Source organism: Kitasatospora sp. NPDC094015 (genome assembly GCF_040304075.1).
GTDB lineage: Bacteria > Actinomycetota > Actinomycetes > Streptomycetales > Streptomycetaceae > Kitasatospora.
Genome location: NZ_JBEOUL010000015.1, coordinates 155,202 through 172,183 on the forward strand (window position 1 = coordinate 155,202; position 16,982 = coordinate 172,183).

A 16,982-nucleotide genomic window follows, 5' to 3' on the forward strand; every position below is an offset into this window, starting at 1 on the left:
GCTCCAACAGGTCCGATGACGGCGCGACTTCCTCGGCGCACCTGGGATGGGGCCCGATCCTACGCCCCTGGCCAGGTGGTTCAGTCCAGGGTGCTGGACAGGCCGCCGGCGGTGCGGCAGTAGCCGGCGATCTCCTTGTTGGTGATCTTGGCGCAGAGCCGGCCGGCCGCTCCGGCGTCGGTGTAGTTGACGGTGTAGTAGCTCACCAGCCCCTGCGCGCAGGCCTGCCGCTGCCAGGCGTCGGCGGCGGTGGCGCACTGGTTGGCGGCCCAGTCCTCGCGGTCCAGGTTGTACTTCATGGTGCGCGAGCCGACGCCCCGGCTGCAGTCGTTGGCCCCGCCGCTGGCCTTGCCGTTGAGGCACCACTTGAGCGCGTCGGCGAAGGCCTCCGGGTGGTTGGCGTAGTCGTGCGAGCTCAGGTAGAAGGTCGGGGCGTAGAAGAAGCAGGCCGACTGGAACAGGGCCGGCTGCTCCGGGCAGGGGTAGAGCGGGTCCTTGGCGAGCTGGTCGGCGGGGAGGTTGGCCTTGGCCTTCTCGTCCTCCTCGTCGGGGGCGAACAGCTGCATGAAGACGCCCTCGGAGCAGGTGATCCGGCGGCTGTCGGTGGGGAACTTGTTGCACAGCGCGCGGGCGGCCGGGATGTCCTGCTTGGTGACGAACATGATGCCGTGGCCGATGCCGTGGATGCACGGGCCGGTGTTCTTGGGCGCGCACAGGGTGAGGATGTCCTGCTCGGGGGTCTTGGAGTTGGCGAGCATCTCCTCGACGGCGCCGTGCAGGTAGCCGGCCGCGCAGGTCTCGTGCGGGAACGAGATGACCTTCTGGAAGTCCTGCTTGTAGCGCAGCACCGCCGCGTGGCCGAGCTCGTGCGCGATCGGGTGGCAGAACCGGACGGTGTACGGCTTGTCCTTGCTGATCTTGTCGAGGTCGGCCAGTGCCACGCCGGGGTCGGTGGCCTCCATCTCGGCCATCAGCTTGTTGCGCAGCGTGCTGCGGGTCCACACCGCCGGGTCGCCGGTGGGCGAGGGTGCGGGGGCGGCCGCGCCGCCGGCCGGGGCCCCGCCGGGGAGCGCGGCGCCGACCTGGGCGACCGGCGCGGTGCCCGGGGTCCAGTCGGTCAGCGCCACCGCGCCGAGGCCGAGCGCGCCGAGCAGGACGGCGGTGATGATCGCGAATACTCGCGGGTGCATGGCAGTGGTCCCCCGGTGGTCGGACGCGGACGGCGGGTGGTCCCATCCTGGCCGCCCGGAGCCCGAAAGCGCGGATCGGGGTCGGCCATTGGGGATGTGTTCGACCCAACGGCCCAATGCCGCCCGGGTCGACGCGGTCCCGTCCCCCGGCACCCCGCCCACACCGTTTTACAACATCAGCGCCACATGGTACTTCGTCAGCCAGGAGGCCAGCTCCAGGACCAGTTCGGTGCTCTGCCGGAAGGCCTGCGGGTCGCCGTCCGGCCGCAGCGCGGCGGCCACCGCCGTGCGGTCCAGCAGGTCGAGCACCGGGGCGCCGAGGTCGGCGGTCAGGCCGGCCAGGTCGGCGCGCAGGGCCAGCGGGTAGGCCGGGTCCTGGGTGGTGGGGTACGGGCTCTTCACCCGCTCGGCGACCTCCACCGGGAGCAGGTCGCGGACGGCGGCGCGCAGCAGGCTCTTCTCCCGGCCGTCGAAGGTCTTCATCGACCAGGGCGTGTTGTGGACGTACTCCACCAGCCGGTGGTCGCAGAACGGCACCCGCACCTCCAGGCCGGTGGCCATCGACATCCGGTCCTTGCGGTCCAGCAGCAGCCGGACGAAGCGGGTCAGGTGCAGGTGGCCCAGCTCGCGCATCCGGCGCTCCAGCCGGTCGGCGCCGGGCAGGTGCTCCACCTCCGCCACCGCCCGGGCGTAGCTGTCGGCCCGGTAGGTGTCCAGGTCGAGCGCCTTCAGCAGGTCGGGCGAGAGCAGCGCGGTCGGCCCGAGGCTGCCGGGGCCGGCCAGCTGGTCCATCGCGGCCACCCACGGGAAGGCGGGGGCGGCGACCACCTCGGGCCGGTGGAACCACGGGTAGCCGCCGAACAGCTCGTCCGCGGACTCCCCGGACAGCGCGACCGTGGAGTGCTCGCGGACGGCCCGGAAGAGCAGCAGCAGCGAGGCGTTCATGTCGCCGAAGCCCATCGGCAGGTCCCAGGCGCGCAGCACCGCGGCCCGGGTGCCGGCGGAGGTGAGCGCGGAGCCGCCCACCTCGATCATCCGGTGGTCGGCGCCCAGGTGGTCGGCGACCAGCCGCGCGTACGGGCCGTCCGGGGTGGCGCGCAGCGGCTCGGGGTGGAAACCGTGGCTGTGCCCGGTGTGCTCGACGGCGAAGGTGCGCACCGGGCCCAGCCCGGCGGCCCGCAGCTCCCGGGCGGCCAGCGCGGTGACGGCGCTGGAGTCCAGCCCGCCGGAGAGCAGCGAGCACAGCGGCACGTCGGCGATCAGCTGCCGGCGGACGGTGTCGGTCAGCAGCTCCCGGACGGTGGCGATGGTGGTCGGCAGGTCGTCGGTGTGCTCGCGGGTCTCCAGCGCCCAGTACCGGCGCACCGTCAGGCCCTCGCGCCGGACGTGCACCACGTGGCCGGGCCGGACCTCCTCGGTGCCGCGGTAGACGGCGTGCCCGGGGGTGCGGGTGAGGGCGAGCAGCTCGCGCAGCCCGTCCGGGTCGACGGTGGGCTGCACCAGCGGGTGGGCCAGCAGCGCCTTGAGCTCGGAGCCGAACAGCACGCCGTCGGCGGTGCGGTGGAAGTACAGCGGCTTGACGCCCATCCGGTCGCGGACCAGCAGCAGCTCCTCGGCCCGCGGGTCCCACAGGGCGAAGGCGTACATGCCGTTGAGCCGCTCGGCGAGGTGCTCGCCCCACTGGAGGTAGGCGCGCAGCACCACCTCGGTGTCGCTGCGGGTGCGGAAGCGGTGGCCGGCGAGCTCCAGCTCGGCGCGCAGTTCGCGGTGGTTGTAGACCTCGCCGCTGTAGCTGAGCACGGCGAGCGTGCGGCCGTCCTGCTCGACCGTCATCGGCTGCGCGCCGCCGTCGAGGTCGATCACCGCGAGCCGGCGGTGCCCGAGGGCCGCGTGCGGGGAGAGGTGGACGCCGCCCGCGTCCGGGCCGCGGCAGGCCATGGTGGCGGTCATCGCCTCCAGGACGGCACGTTCGGCGGTGAGGTCGCGGTCGAAGGCCACCCAGCCGGTTATCCCGCACATGTCAGCGTATCTCCCCACAGTAGTTTTATGGGTACGCACTGTGACGTTACGCCGGTCGGGCGACTAGATCAATGGCCGTGCGGAGGCTGAATGTCTGAAGATCTGCCCGATTTCGGGCAGGATTCTTGGTCGACGGGCGTCCCCCGCCTAGGCTCCTGGCTCGTGTCCGCCTCGCCCCACCCCCACGAAGACCTCCTCGCCCACCTCACCCGGATCAGCCCGCTGGGCCCCGGCGAGGCTGCGCGGGTGGTCGCGGAGGTGCTGGCGTACTTCTCCGAGTCCGTCGAGGAGTACGTCCGCCGCCGCCACGGGGAGCTGCAGGCGCGCGGGCTGACCAACGACAAGATCTTCGCCCGGCTCGGCGCCGAACTCGCCGCCCGCCGGGTCGCGGCGCCCGAGCTGTCCGCCCGTCAGCTGCGCCGCATCGTCTACGGCTGAACCCTCCGGCCGCGCCCGTCCGAACCCAGCTCAACCCCTTGGAGTCCGAAATGTGCGGAATTGTGGCCTACATCGGCCCGAAGGACGCCACCGCCTTCCTGCTGGAGGGCCTGCAGCGCCTGGAGTACCGCGGCTACGACTCGGCCGGTGTGGCCGTCGCCGCCAAGGGCGGCCTGAAGGTCTGCAAGGTGAAGGGCCGGGTCGCCGACCTCGCCGCCGCCGTGCCGGCCCGCTTCAAGGGCACCACCGGCATCGGCCACACCCGCTGGGCCACCCACGGCGTGCCCAGCGACGCCAACGCCCACCCGCACACCGACGTGGCCGAGCGGATCGCCGTGGTGCACAACGGCATCATCGAGAACGCCGACCAGCTGCGCGCCCTGCTCGCCGCCGACGGCGTGGTCTTCACCTCCGAGACCGACACCGAGGTCCTCGCCCACCTGGTCGCCGCACACAGCGGCGAGGGCGTGGAGCTGGAGGACGCGGTGCGCGGCGCGCTCGGCCAGGTGGTCGGCACCTACGGCATCGCCGTGCTCGACTCCCAGCAGCCCGACCGGATCGTGGTCGCCCGCAACGGCAGCCCGATCGTGCTCGGCCTCGGCGAGAAGGAGATGTTCGTCGCCTCCGACGTCGCCGCCCTGGTCCGCTACACCCGCCAGGTCGTCCACCTGGAGGACGGCGAGCTCGCCACCGTCCGCGCCGACGGCTTCCGCACCTTCACCGAGGACGCCCGTACCGTCACCCGCCAGCCGTCCACGGTGGACTGGGAGGTCGCCTCCTACGACACCGCCGGCTACCAGCACTACCTGCTCAAGGAGATCCACGAGCAGCCCGCCGCGGTCGAGCGCACCCTCAGCGGCCGGCTCGACGAGCGCTTCGCGACCGCCCACCTCGGCGGCCTCAACCTGGACGCCCGCGAGCTGCGCGAGATCCGCCGGGTGAAGATCCTCGGCTGCGGCTCCGCCTACTACGCCGGCGAGATGGGCGCCCAGCTGATCGAGGAGCTGGCCCGGATCCCCGCGCACAGCGAGCCCGCCTCCGAGTTCCGCTACCGCAACCCGGTGATCGAGGCCGACACCCTCTACGTCGCGGTCAGCCAGTCCGGCGAGACCTACGACACGCTGGCCGCCGTCCAGGAGATCAAGCGCAAGGGCGGCCGGGTCCTCGGCGTCGTCAACACCGTCGGCAGCGCCATCGCCCGCGAGTGCGACGGCGGCATCTACCTGCACGCCGGTCCGGAGATCTCGGTGGCCTCCACCAAGGCCTTCACCTCCACGGTGATCGCCTTCGCCCTGCTGGCCCTGCACTTCGGCCGGATCCACGACCTCTCGCCCGCCGACGGGCGCCGGATCGTCGCCGGGCTCAAGGCCCTGCCGGACCAGATCCGCGAGATCCTGGAGCAGGAGAAGGAGATCGCCGAGCTGGCCGCCGCCTACGCGGACAACGCCGGGATGATGTTCATCGGCCGCACCCGCGGGTACCCGGTCGCCCGCGAGGGCGCGCAGAAGCTCAAGGAGATCTCCTACGTCCACGCCGAGGCGTACCCGGCCAGCGAGCTGAAGCACGGCCCGCTCGCCCTGATCAGCCCCGAACTGCCCACCGTGGCCCTGGTCCCGGACGACGAGCTGCTCGACAAGAACCTCACCACCCTCGGCGAGATCAAGGCCCGCTCCGGCCGGATCCTCGCGGTGGCCCACCGCACCCCCGAGGCCAAGCTGATCGACCACTGCCTGCTGGTGCCCAAGAGCGAGCCGGAGCTCGACCCGCTGCTGCTCAACATCCCGCTCCAGCTGCTGGCCTACTACGCGGCGGTGGCGCTCGGCCGCGACGTGGACAAGCCGCGCAACCTGGCGAAGAGCGTCACCGTCGAGTAGCCCCGGGAGGCGGCCGTGGGCCGGTGGCGGCGGCCCCGGCCCCGGCCCGCGGCGGAAATTGGGGAGCGCGCACGGTGACCGGGCGGTAACTTCCCCCGCATGCCTGTCCGCCAGTACGTCTCGTTCGTCCTGTCCGGTCCGTCCACCTCCGCCGCGCAGATGGCGGCCTTCCTCGACCTCGCCCCCGACGAGAGCGCCGGACCGCCCGGCGGCGCCACCCACCGCTGGACGGCGGTCTGCCGCGAGCCGGGCCTGACGGTGGACGAGCAGATCGCCCGCATCCTGGAGCGGCTGTGGCCGCACGCGGCCCGGATCGCCGAGCTCGCCGGCCGGCTCCGGACGGAGGGCGGGGGAGCGGCCCTGCAGGTGGTGCGCTACTTCGGCGGGCCGGGGGCCGGGGCCGGTCCGAGCCTGTTCGGCTGGGCGCTGGACCCGGAGGTGCTCCGCTTCCTGCTGGACACCGGCGCCGACCTGGACGTGGACGAGTACGACCTGGCGGCCGGGCGCGGGTCGGCCGCCAGGTGACCGCCGCCCCTCAGGGGCTGACCGCGAGGACCAGGTAGGCCGCCAGGATCGCCAGGTGCACGGCGCCCTGCAACGGGGTGGCCCGCTTCGGGATGACGGTCAGGGTGCCGACGGCCACGGTCAGCGCGAGCAGCACCAGGTGGGTCGGACCGAGGCCGAGCAGCAGCGGCCCGGTCAACCAGGTGGAGGCGACCGCGACCGCCGGGATGGTCAGGCCGATGCTGGCGAGCGCCGAGCCCAGCGCGAGGTTGAGACTGGTCTGCACCTGGTTGCGGGACGCGGCCCGGACGGCCGCGATGGTCTCCGGCAGCAGCACCAGCAGTGCGATCACCACGCCCACCACCGCCGCCGGCAGGTCGGCCGCCGCCACCCCGCGCTCGATGGTCGGCGAGATCCCCTTGGCCAGCCCCACCACCGAGACCAGCGCGACGGCCAGCAGCGCCAGGCTGACCGTGGTGGCCCGCCGGCCGGGCGGCTCCCCGTGGTCCTGCGGGTCCAGCAGGTCGCCCGCCGGGGTGACGGGCAGGAAGTACTCGCGGTGGCGCACCGTCAGGGTGGCCACGAACAGCCCGTACAGCAGCAGCGAGGCGGTGGCCGCGTAGACCAGCTGGGTCGCGTTGAACTGCGGGCCCGGGGTCGAGGTGGTGAAGGTCGGCAGCACCAGGCTCATGGTGGCGAGGGTCGCGATGGTGGCGAACGCGGCGCCGGTGCCCTCGGAGTTGAAGACCGCGACCCGGTGCTTCAGGGCGCCGACCAGGATGCACAGCCCGAGGATCCCGTTGCAGGTGATCATCACGGCGGCGAACACGGTGTCGCGGGCCAGGCCCGCGCTCTTGTCCCCGCCGTCGGCCATCAGCGTGACGATCAGCGCCACCTCGATCACCGTCACCGCCACCGCCAGCACCAGCGAGCCGAGCGGCTCGCCGACCCGGTGCGCGATCACCTCGGCGTGGTGCACGGCGGCCAGCACCGCGCCCGCCAGGAAGCAGGCGACCACCGCGACCACCGGCCCCGGCAGCGACTTCTTCCAGCTGAGCAGGAGCAGCACCAGGGCCAGGACGGGCACCACGGTGGTCCACTGCGCGGCGAGCGGGCGGATCCGACTGATCATGCGGTCGAGCTTGGCAGATCGGCCCCGCCCCGCCCGGAAGTGACACCCGCCCGCGGCCGGCCCGGCTCAGCGTGCCGCGGGCGCCCGCAGCGGCCGGCCGAACCGCACCGGCACGCCCGGGGAGTACAGCACGCTGCACGGCGCGCCGCCGATGCCCGGCAGCCCGGCCGCGGCCAGCAGGTCCTCGTCCAGGTCGAGCAGCCGGGCCCGGTGCAGCGGCCAGCGCGGATGGACGTTCGGCAGGTACAGCGGCCGGCCGGCGACGGCGTTGTGCAGGCCCCAGCGCGCGGTGAGGAAGTGCTCCAGCGCGGTCGGCTCCGCCACCGCCCCGCCGACCTCGACGGTGATCCGGCTGCGCGCGCCGCGCGGCCCCGGCCACCGGCGCGAACTGGTGTACGTGACGGTGTCGCCCGCCCGGTCGATCGCCATCCGGGCCCAGACGTACGGCAGCCGGAAGCCGATCCGGGCCGCCAGCACCGGCAGCAGCCGGGAGGCCTCCAGCGAGCGGAAGACCACCCCCCGCCGGCCGTGCCGGTCCACCGAGTACAGCCGCACGTTGGTCTCCGGGAAGGTGCCCAGGTACGGCAGGCCGGGCAGCCCGAGCCAGCCGATCCGGTGCATCCGGAACGCGACCAGGCCGACGTAGCTCACCCCGTCCACGGTGTCCGGCAGCGCGCCCGCCGGCAGCAGCGGGGCCACCCGCTCCGGCTCCACCGCCCAGTGCAGGAAGGTCAGATCGAGCCAGGACTGGGTGAGCAGCGTGGTGCGCACCGGGCGCGGCGGCTCGGCGGTGACGGGCTCCGGCGGTGCGAACGGCTGGATCACCCTCGCGATCCTACGCCCGCCCCGCCGGCGCCCGAAGACCGGTCAGCCGGTCACGAGTTGCAGCACCGGCGGGTGCCCGGCGCTCTCCCGGCTGTCCAGCACCACGGCCAGGCCGGCCGCGCCCGGCGGCTGCCAGACGGCCAGCGAGAGCGACCCCGAGCCGCCCGCCGCCGGCAGTGCGGCGGCCACGGCGGCGGTCACCTCCAGGCCGACCCAGTCCGCCACCGAGGAGATCGCGCCGGTGCCCAGCGCCGCGCCGAGCGCCGGGCCGCGGTTCCAGGTGGCGGCGGTCTCCGTCCAGCCGTCCGCCGAACCGAAGGCCTGCACGGTGGTCTGCGTCCCGCCGGAGTCGGCGACCGCGCCGTGCACCCAGAGCACGGCGCGGCGCAGCGTCCCCGGCACGGCGGAGGCGTCGAAGCCGAGCACGGCGCGCCGGGTGAAGCCGCTGCCCGCCGTGCCGGTGTTCTTCACGGTCAGCGTGGTGGCGGTGCCGTAGTTGCTGTCCGCCGAGGAGCCGTCGCGCAGGTAGGTGTCGCGGGTCGGCGCCAGCATGGTCACCGTGGCACCCGGGGCGGCCGCCCCGGTGGTCCGGCGCAGCAGCACGCTGCGCCCGGCGCCCGCGGTCCCGCCGGTCTCCACCAGCAGCGACACGGCGCCGTCCAGCGAGAGCACGCTCACCCCGGGGCCGGGCTCCGCGCCGGTCAGTCCGGTGGCGGCGACGGTCACCAGCACGGTGGCGGCGGTCCGCGACGGGTCGCAGACCGTCACCGCGAGGGTGTCGCCCGCCTCCCGCAGCAGCACCGAGGCCGGCGCCGAGACGGTGATCGGGCCGGCCGTCCCGGGGGCGAAGAAGTTCGCGGCCGTCACCCCCGAGGCGCTGTCCCGGACCGCCTGCGCGGCAGCGGAGTTGGCGAGCACGGTCACGGTCGGGGCGGCCGCCCGCGCGGCCGCCGCGGCGGCGCCCGCGCCCGGCATCACCAGGTAGTGGTAGCCGGCGCCGGCCGGGTCCGTCCCGTGGTCGATCCGGATGTCCAGGTAGCGCCGGGTGAGCGGCGCGGTGGCGCCGCCGCCGTTGATGTCGTGCCAGCTGCCGGTGCGCTCCCGCCGCTCCACCTCGACCGCCGCCCCGCCCGGGAACACGTAGCCGCCGAAGCCGGCCAGCGCCATCGACCGGGCGGCGCCGAAGTGTTCGGCGAGACCGAGGGTGGTGGGCCGGGCGGCGCCGTCCACGGTCAGCGCGTGGGTGCCGGCGGCGCCGAGGTTGCGGCTGTCGACCACGGTGTGCACCGGCACGCCGTCCGCGCAGGAGATGCCGGCGCCCAGGCAGACCACCGAATCGTCCAGCAGGAACCAGGACTTGCGCCCGCGCAGCGTGGAGGACAGGCCCCGCAGGTCCTGCCCGACCGCCGCGTACGTCCCGTCGCAGGCCCCGCCCGCCCACAGCGCGTCCGGCCGCGGCGCGCCCCAGGCGCCGCCCGCCGCGTCCGCCAGCGGCCTGGTCGAGACCGTGGTGCCGGGCAGCCGGTACGGGTCCGCGGTCGGCCAGAAGGCGTCCGAGTACTGGCCGTTGCCGAAGCTCGCACCCCACCAGCAGAGCATCCCGCTGTTGCTGTGCCAGCCGCGCAGGTGCTCGCCGTTGCCGGTCTCGTAGAAGGTGGTGCGCGCCGAGCACAGGCTCAGCGAGGCCGCCCAGCCGGCCCGGCGGACCACCGCGCGGTCCATGCCGAACACCGACGCGCCGAGCGGCTCGGCCGCGGCCGGCACCGAGGCGTCCGCCAACAGCCGCTGCGCCCTGGCGAGTTCGGGCACGTCCAGGTACCCGTCGGTGAGGTAGGGGCGGTAGGTGTCCCGGCCGATCCAGCCCTTCACGGCGGCCCGCCAGGCGGCGGACTGCCCGGCCGGCGCCGCGCCGGAGTCGGCCAGCCGCAGGATGTGTCCGAGCAGGGTGTGCCCGCGGGTGTGGTCGTCCTGCTGGAGGTGCAGCTGGTCCGCGCTCTGCACGCCGCGGCTGACCGCCCGCCCGCAGACCGCGTCCATCACCAGCCCGTTGAGGATGAACGGCGCCCAGGCGCGGGCCACCGAGTCGAAGACGTTCTGCCGCCGCGGGTCGGTCACCTCCCAGTCCGAGCCGGCCAGCAGCCCGAGCAGCCGGCTCAGGCCGCCCAGCAGCACCTCCCCGTACGAGCCGGTGTACGGCACCCAGGTGTGCTGCACGAACGACCCGTCGGCGTACAGCCCGTCCCCGCCCAGCACGTACGGGAAGACCGGGGAGAGCGCGGCCGAGGCGGTCGCCAGCTTCCCGGCGCTGCGGCCGAGCACGCCGCGCAGCGCCAGCACCCGGCACAGGTCGACCCGGTTGGCGCCGGTGCTGGTACCGCTGTAGGCGGCGACCGCGCCGTCCGGCACCTGGCGGTCGACGGCGGCGCAGTACCCGGCGAGCTGCGCCGGGGTCAGCCGGTCGTGCAGCAGCACGGCGGTGTCGAGCAGCGCCTGCGGGGCGCCGATCTGCCAGTCCCACCAGTTGCCGTAGGCGGTGGCGGTCGGGGTGTAGGCGTGCGCGTGCAGGTGGTCCAGGCCGGTGGCGACGGCCGCGGCCGTCCGGGGGTCGCCGGTCAGGCCGGTGCCGGGTTGTGCGCAGGCCAGTGCCATGGTGCGCAGCCGGACGTAACTCGCGGTGACGGCCGCGGAGTCGGTGCCGAGCGGCAGGTCGGGCCAGAGCGAGCCGGCGGCCGGGGCCATCGTGTCCAGCACCGCCCGGGCCCGCCCGCCGAGCGCGGCGAGCACCTCGGCGTACGGCGCGGCGGTGGGGTCGTAGCCGGTGCCGGTGAGCAGGTCGAGCCAGCGCAGCCGCAGCGTGTCGAACGGGTCGGCGGCGGCCCGGGCGGGGTGGGCAGCGGCCGACCAGGGGCCGGCCAGGGCCGCGGCGGCGGCGCCGCCCGCCTGGATCAGCCGGCGGCGGCTGAGCGCGGTGCGGGGGACGGGGGCGGAGCGGGGGGTGGCGTCCACGGGGCCTCCAAGCAGGGGGACCGGAGGGGATGGGGGCGCCGCGGAGGGGGCGGCTCCGGTCCGGTCGGGCCTGACGGTAAGCGCTTACCGCGAGGGCGTCAACGGGGCGCGCAGGCCGACCCGGCCGCTCCGGTGGACGACATGGGGCCGATGTGACCACGCCTCAGGACGGCTTCGGGCTAAGGTTCGACCCGGGATGCGGGGCCGGCCGGGGGCATCAGGCGGCGGCGAGCGGCCGGCACCCGATCGAGCGTTCGAAGACCGAGGTGGGAGAGCAACGATGCGGTACGGAATCATCGGCACCGGCACGGTCGGCCGCACCCTGGCGACCAAGCTCGCCTCGCTCGGCCACGAAGTCACCCTCGGCTCCCGGACCAGCGACAACACCGCAGCCAACGAGTGGGCCGAGCGCTCCGGCCCGTACGGGCACGCCGACACCTTCGCCCGGGCCGCCGAGTTCGGCGAGGTGGTGATCAACGCGACCGCCGGCACGGTCTCGCTCCAGGCCCTGCACCTGGCCGGCGCCTCCCACCTGGCCGGCAAGGTGTTGATCGACGTCTCCAACCCGCTGGTCTTCTCCGCCACCGGCCAGGCCAGCCTGGACCCGGTCAACACCGACAGCGTCGGCGAGCGGATCCAGCGCGAGTACCCGCAGGCCCGGGTGGTCAAGGCGCTCAACACCGTCAACGCCGACCTGATGGTCGACCCGGGCCGGGTGCCCGGCAGCCACAACCTCTTCCTCGCCGGCGAGGACCCCGAGGCCAAGGCGGTGGTGCGGGCGATGCTGGTGGAGTTCGGCTGGCCCGACCCGGCCGTCCTCGACCTCGGCGGCATCACCGCCGCCCGCGGCCTGGAGATGCTGATGCCGCTCTGGCTCGACCTGATGCGGCACTTCGGCCACGTGGACTTCAACTACTCGATCGTCACCGCCGACTGACCGGCGCCGGCACCGCCCGGCCCGCACCACCGGGAGAACCGTGAACGACCGCACCGCACCCGACCTGGAACCGCTCGACGAGGACTGGCGGACCGCCCTCGCGGTGGTCGCCCACCCCGACGACATGGAGTACGGTGCCGCCGCCGCGGTCGCCCGCTGGACCTCCCAGGGCAAGCGCGTGATCTACCTGATGGTCACCAGCGGCGAGGCCGGCATCGACTCGATGGACCCGGAGGAGTCCCGCCCGGTCCGTGAGGCCGAGCAGATCGCCTCCGCCGCGCTGGTCGGCGTCGGGACGGTCGAGTTCCTCGGCCACCCGGACGGCGTCCTGGAGTACGGGCTGCCGCTGCGCCGGGACATCGCCCGGGCGGTCCGCCGGCACCGCCCGGAGATCGTGATCACCACCAACTTCCGGGACACGTACGTCGGGGCGTACCCGAACCAGGCGGACCACATCGCCACCGGCCGGGCCGCCCTGGACGCCGCCCGGGACGCGGGCAACCGCTGGGTCTTCCGCGAGCTCGTCGAGGAGGGGCACCAGCCCTGGGACGGCGTGCGGCAGGTCTGGGCCGCCGCCTCGCCGCTGGCCCGGCACGCGGTGGACACCACCGAGCACTTCGACCGCGGGGTCGCCTCGCTGGAGGCGCACTCCGCCTACCTGGCCGGGCTCGGCGGGGACATGGCGGACGCCCGGGGCTTCCTGGCCCGGATCGGGGAGTCGACCGGGAGCCGGCTGGGGGTGCGTTACGCCTCGTCGTTCGAGGTGATCCCGCTGCGCTGACCGGGGGGCTGCGCGTCCGAGGGCTGCGCGTCCGGGGGCTGGGCGTCCGGGCCCGGCCCGTCCGGCTCCGGCGCGTCGCCGGTCGGGGGTTGCTCCGGGGGCCGGCCCGGCGGTCGGTCCTGCGGCTGCTCCGGCGGCCGGCCGTGCGGGGGCCGGGGCCGCCCGCGCCGGCGCAGCAGCCACCGGGCGCACAGCGCCAGCACCAGCAGCACCAGCGCGACCAGCAGGTAGAGCTGGTAGCGCACCGCGCGGTCGTACAGCGCGCCGATGTTGTTGCCCGCCAGGTACCCCGCGCCCGCCCAGACGCCGACCCAGAGCACCGCGCCGGCCGCGTTGGCGGCCAGGAAGCGCGGCCAGGGCATCCGGCTCACCCCGGCGACCACGCCGTTGGCCTGGCGCAGCCCGTCCACGAAGCGGGCGAACAGCACCACCTTCACGCCCTGGCGGTCGAAGAACCCCTCGGCGCGGGACATCCGTTCGGGGGTGAGCCCGAGGTAGCGGCCCCAGCGGTGGACGAAGGCGGGGCCGCCGGTGCGTCCGATCAGGTAGCCGAGGCTGTCGCCCGCGACGGCCGCCACCAGCGCGATGGCCGCCACGCCCGCGATGCTCATCCGGCCGGTGCCGGCGTACACGGCGGCGAGCACCAGGATGGTCTGGCCGGGGACGGGGACGGCGCAGTTGTCCAGGAACACCAGAAGGCCCACCGCCGGATAACCGTAGTCGTCCAGCAATGGGGCCAGGTGGGCCAGCGGGCCGGGCAGCGGTGAGGTCACGTCGGACGACTCCCGGCCGGCGCCGGCCGTGCGGGGGCTACCGGGCGTCCTGGTGCGGCTCGATGCTGGTGTCGGGCCCGGGGTAGATCAGCCCCTGGTGACCGTCCTCGAACCGCACCAGGTACGGCGGCTCGCCGTCGGTGCCCCGGACCTCGATGATTTCGCCTTGCCGGTCCACCATGCCCACGGACCTGCCGTGGATGTGGAGCCGGTCGCCAACCATGGCCTGCATGTGTTGCTCCTGCTCTGCTCCTGGGACGGACGGGACTGCTGATGAGCACTGTGTGTCTTCCACTCTGCGGCGCGTGGGTGCCCGGCGCAATGGCGTGCCGCCCGGCGCGGTGCGCGGCGCGCAACGGTGCCGGGGGCGGCGCCAGTGGATCCGGATCTTGCAATACCGCGTCGATATTTTGCGCACACATATGGACTTCCTGCGATCGGGGCTCGTAGTCTCGGCACGCCCGGACGAGACCCCTGTCGCCGGGTGCTCCTGCCCGAGCTCTCCCCCCGAGCCGCAAGGATGTGCAGCCGCAGATGCAGCCCCCACCCCGATCCCGCGGATCCCGTACCGTCGCCGCGCTCACCGCGGCGGCGCTGGGCGCCGCCGGACTGCTGACCGCCGTGCTGGCCAACGCCGGTGCGGCGCACGCCGCCGGTGTCCCCGCACTGTCCCCGCTCGCCGTGCCCGGGCGCGGCGCCACCGTGCCGTTCGTCGAGCAGGAGGCCGAGTACGCGGCCACCAACGGCACCGTCATCGGCCCCGACCGGCTCTACGGGCACCTGCCCTCGGAGGCCTCCGGCCGGCAGGCCGTCACGCTGAACGCGCCCGGCCAGTACGTGGAGTTCACCCTCACCGCGGCCGCCAACTCGATCGACTTCCGCTACAGCCTGCCGGACACCGCCGACGGCAAGGGGCGGGACGCCTCGCTCGACCTGCTGGTCAACGGGAGCCGGCTGAAGAGCGTCGACGTCACGTCCAAGTACAGCTGGTACTACGGTGGTTACCCGTTCAACAACAACCCGGGCGACACCAACCCGCACCACTTCTACGACGAGACCCGGACGATGTTCGGTTCGACCCTGCCGGCCGGCAGCAGGATCCGGCTCCAGGTCACCTCGACCGCGCAGTCGCCGACCTTCACCATCGACCTGGCCGACTTCGAGAACGTGGCCGCGCCGATCGCCAAGCCCGCCGGCGCGCTCGACGTGGTCGCGGACTTCGGCGCCGACCCGACCGGGGCGAGCGACTCGACCGCCAAGTTCCAGGCGGCGGTCAACGCCGGCCAGGCGCAGGGCAAGCCGGTCTACATCCCGCAGGGCAACTTCACGCTGTACGACCACGTGATCGTGGACGGGGTCACGCTCACCGGGGCCGGTCCCTGGTACAGCGTGCTCGGCGGACGTGACCCGGTGAACCGCGCCAAGGCGGCCGGCATCTACGGCAAGTACGTGAACAGCGGCGGCCCGAGCCGGGGCGTCACGCTGAAGAACTTCGCCGTGATCGGCGACATCCGCGAGCGGGTCGACGAGGACCAGGTCAACGCCGTCGGCGGGGCGATGTCCAACTCGGTGATCGACAACCTCTGGCTCCAGCACACCAAGGTCGGCGCCTGGATGGACGGTCCGATGGACCAGCTCACCATCCGCAACAGCCGGATCCTGGACCAGACCGCCGACGGCGTGAACTTCCACACCGGTGTCACCAACTCGACCGTGACCAACACCTTCGTGCGCAACACCGGCGACGACGGCCTGGCCTCCTGGCCGGAGGGCAAGGCGAACGCCAACGACAGCTTCACCCACAACACGGTGGTGCTGCCGATCCTGGCCAACAACATCGTGACCTACGGCGGCCGGGACTTCACCATCTCGGACAACGTCATGGCCGACACCATCAGCAACGGCGGCGGCCTGCACATCGCCAACCGCTACCCAGGGGTCAACTCCGGCAGCGGCACCGCCGTCGCGGGGACCATCACGGCGGCCCGCAACACCCTGATCCGCACCGGGAACAGCGACTTCAACTGGAACTTCGGCGTCGGCGCGCTCTGGTTCAGCGGCCTGAACGAGCCGATCTCCGGCGCGACGATCAACATCACCGACACCGACATCCTGGACAGCTCCTACGAGGCGATCCAGACCATCGAGGGCGCGGCCAACGGCATCAACCTCACCAATGTCAACATCAACGGGGCCGGCACCTACGCGATCCAGGCGCAGGCCAACGCCACCATGAAGTTCACCAACGTGACCGCCCGGAACATCGCGCAGGCCGCCACGCCGGTCCACAACTGCGTCGGCACCGGCTTCGCGATCACCGACGGGGGCGGGAACTCGGGCTGGAACACCGGCTCCACCTGCACCGGCACCTGGCCGGCGCCGGTCTGGACGTACGACGGCGTGCCGGCCGGCGGTGGCGGCCCCTCGCCGTCCGGCTCGCCCTCGTCCGCCTCGCCGTCGCCGTCCCCCTCCTCCAGCCCCTCCACGCCGCCGACCTGCCCGACCACCGGGAACCTGGCGCAGGGCCGGCCCGCCACCGCGTCCGGCAGCACCCAGAACTACACCGCCGGCAACGTGGTGGACGGGGACGCCACCTCCTACTGGGAGAGCCCCAACGGCGCCTTCCCGCAGTGGGTCCAGGTCGACCTGGGGTGCAAGGTGGACGTGGCGCGGCTGTTGCTGAAGCTGCCGCCGTCGAGCGCCTGGAACGCGCGCAGCGAGACCGTGGCGGTGCAGCGCTCGGACGACGGGGTCGGCTTCAGCACGGTGCTGGGCGCGACGCCGTACGCCTTCGACCCGGCGAGCGGCAACGCGGTCACCGTCAACCTGCCCGCCACCAGCGCGCGTTACCTGCGCCTGACCTTCACGGCCAACTCGGCCTGGCCCGCCGGGCAGCTCTCCGAGTTCCAGGTCTTCGGCGGGACCGGGACGGCCTCGCCGAGCCCGTCGCCGTCCCCGTCCTCCTCCAGCACCCCGCCCGCCTGCAACCCGGGCAGCGGGAACCTGGCGCAGGGCAAGACGGCCGCCGCGTCCAGCGTCAGCCAGGTCTACGGCCCGGCCAACCTGGTGGACGGTGACGCCAACACCTACTGGGAGAGCGCCAACAACGCCTTCCCGCAGTGGGCGCAGGTCGACCTCGGCTGCCCGACCGCGGTCAAGCGGCTGGTGCTGAAGCTCCCGCCGTCGAGCGCCTGGGCGGCCCGCAGCCAGACCGTGGCGGTGCAGCGCTCGGACGACGGGGCCACCTTCAGCACGGTCCTGGGGGCCGCGTCCTACGCCTTCGACCCGGCTAGCGGCAACGCGGTCACGGTGAACCTGCCCGCCACCACTGCCCGCTACCTGCGGCTGACCTTCACCGCGAACAGCGGCTGGCCGGCCGGGCAGCTCTCGGAGCTGCAGGTGTTCAACTCCTAGAGCCTGTCTGACAAATGATCATCTGTTGGGTTCTCGGAGCCAGAGGATCAGTGAGGCCAGGGTGAGTCCGGCTCGGTAGCGGCAGGCGA

12 protein-coding genes and 2 pseudogenes are annotated in these 16,982 nt (G+C 73.8%); 7 read left to right on the forward strand and 7 right to left on the reverse strand.

Annotated features, from left to right (window positions below; translation table 11 throughout):
- Window positions 1-80: 80 nt before the first annotated feature.
- Together ABT014_RS19835 and asnB are read right to left on the reverse strand one after the other, a co-directional pair.
- A complete protein-coding gene (locus ABT014_RS19835; RefSeq protein ID WP_350640288.1) occupies window positions 81-1,190 on the reverse strand; it encodes a hypothetical protein in 1,110 nt (369 codons plus the stop codon).
- A 168-nt stretch (window positions 1,191-1,358) separates the two neighbouring features.
- Window positions 1,359-3,209, reverse strand: a complete 1,851-nt coding sequence (asnB, locus tag ABT014_RS19840; protein ID WP_350640289.1) for an asparagine synthase (glutamine-hydrolyzing) — start codon at window positions 3,207-3,209, stop codon at window positions 1,359-1,361.
- Window positions 3,210-3,371: 162 nt separating this feature from the next.
- Here asnB and ABT014_RS19845 point away from each other — a divergent pair, with 162 nt between their 5' ends.
- From ABT014_RS19845 to ABT014_RS19855, 3 genes are all read left to right on the forward strand, one after another.
- Window positions 3,372-3,647, forward strand: a complete 276-nt coding sequence (locus ABT014_RS19845) for a hypothetical protein (protein ID WP_350640290.1) — start codon at window positions 3,372-3,374, stop codon at window positions 3,645-3,647.
- Window positions 3,648-3,697: 50 nt separating this feature from the next.
- Window positions 3,698-5,521: a glutamine--fructose-6-phosphate transaminase (isomerizing) gene (gene glmS / locus ABT014_RS19850; protein WP_350640291.1), complete on the forward strand. Its 1,824-nt coding sequence runs from the start codon at window positions 3,698-3,700 to the stop codon at window positions 5,519-5,521.
- 99 nt (window positions 5,522-5,620) lie between these two features.
- Entirely contained in the window at window positions 5,621-6,046 is a 426-nt protein-coding gene (locus ABT014_RS19855) for a DUF4279 domain-containing protein (RefSeq protein ID WP_350640292.1), read from the forward strand.
- A 10-nt stretch (window positions 6,047-6,056) separates the two neighbouring features.
- On the opposite strand, the gene ABT014_RS19860 is transcribed toward ABT014_RS19855, so the two are convergent.
- The 3 genes from ABT014_RS19860 to ABT014_RS19870 form a co-directional block, all read right to left on the reverse strand.
- A complete protein-coding gene (locus tag ABT014_RS19860; protein ID WP_350640293.1) occupies window positions 6,057-7,157 on the reverse strand; it encodes a calcium:cation antiporter in 1,101 nt (366 codons plus the stop codon).
- Window positions 7,158-7,223: 66 nt separating this feature from the next.
- Window positions 7,224-7,982, reverse strand: coding sequence for a YqjF family protein (locus ABT014_RS19865; RefSeq protein WP_350640294.1), 759 nt, complete (start codon window positions 7,980-7,982; stop codon window positions 7,224-7,226).
- Between the two features lie 42 nt (window positions 7,983-8,024).
- Complete coding sequence (locus tag ABT014_RS19870; protein WP_350640295.1) at window positions 8,025-10,988, reverse strand: polysaccharide lyase family 8 super-sandwich domain-containing protein; 2,964 nt, start codon at window positions 10,986-10,988, stop codon at window positions 8,025-8,027.
- 280 nt (window positions 10,989-11,268) lie between these two features.
- On the opposite strand from ABT014_RS19870, the gene ABT014_RS19875 reads away from it, so the two are divergent.
- On the forward strand, window positions 11,269-11,925 hold the full coding sequence (locus ABT014_RS19875) for an NADPH-dependent F420 reductase (protein ID WP_350640296.1): 657 nt from the start codon (window positions 11,269-11,271) through the stop codon (window positions 11,923-11,925).
- Window positions 11,926-11,965: 40 nt separating this feature from the next.
- Window positions 11,966-12,706 carry a PIG-L deacetylase family protein gene (locus tag ABT014_RS19880; RefSeq protein ID WP_350640297.1) on the forward strand — a complete coding sequence of 247 codons (741 nt, stop codon included), beginning with the start codon at window positions 11,966-11,968 and terminating at the stop codon, window positions 12,704-12,706.
- Here the strand turns inward: ABT014_RS19880 and ABT014_RS19885 are convergent.
- Window positions 12,670-13,479 (reverse strand): DedA family protein, encoded by an 810-nt coding sequence (locus ABT014_RS19885; RefSeq protein ID WP_350640298.1) that lies wholly within the window; start codon window positions 13,477-13,479, stop codon window positions 12,670-12,672. The two genes, ABT014_RS19880 and ABT014_RS19885, sit on opposite strands and share 37 nt — an antisense overlap.
- 37 nt (window positions 13,480-13,516) lie before the next feature.
- A complete protein-coding gene (locus ABT014_RS19890) occupies window positions 13,517-13,711 on the reverse strand; it encodes a DUF1918 domain-containing protein (RefSeq protein ID WP_350640299.1) in 195 nt (64 codons plus the stop codon).
- Between the two features lie 302 nt (window positions 13,712-14,013).
- On the opposite strand from ABT014_RS19890, the pseudogene ABT014_RS19895 reads away from it, so the two are divergent.
- Together ABT014_RS19895 and ABT014_RS19900 are read left to right on the forward strand one after the other, a co-directional pair.
- Window positions 14,014-16,395 (forward strand): annotated as a pseudogene (locus ABT014_RS19895) (discoidin domain-containing protein); the annotation flags it as partial.
- 117 nt (window positions 16,396-16,512) lie between these two features.
- Window positions 16,513-16,893 (forward strand): annotated as a pseudogene (locus ABT014_RS19900) (discoidin domain-containing protein); the annotation flags it as partial.
- Window positions 16,894-16,982: the final 89 nt, after the last annotated feature.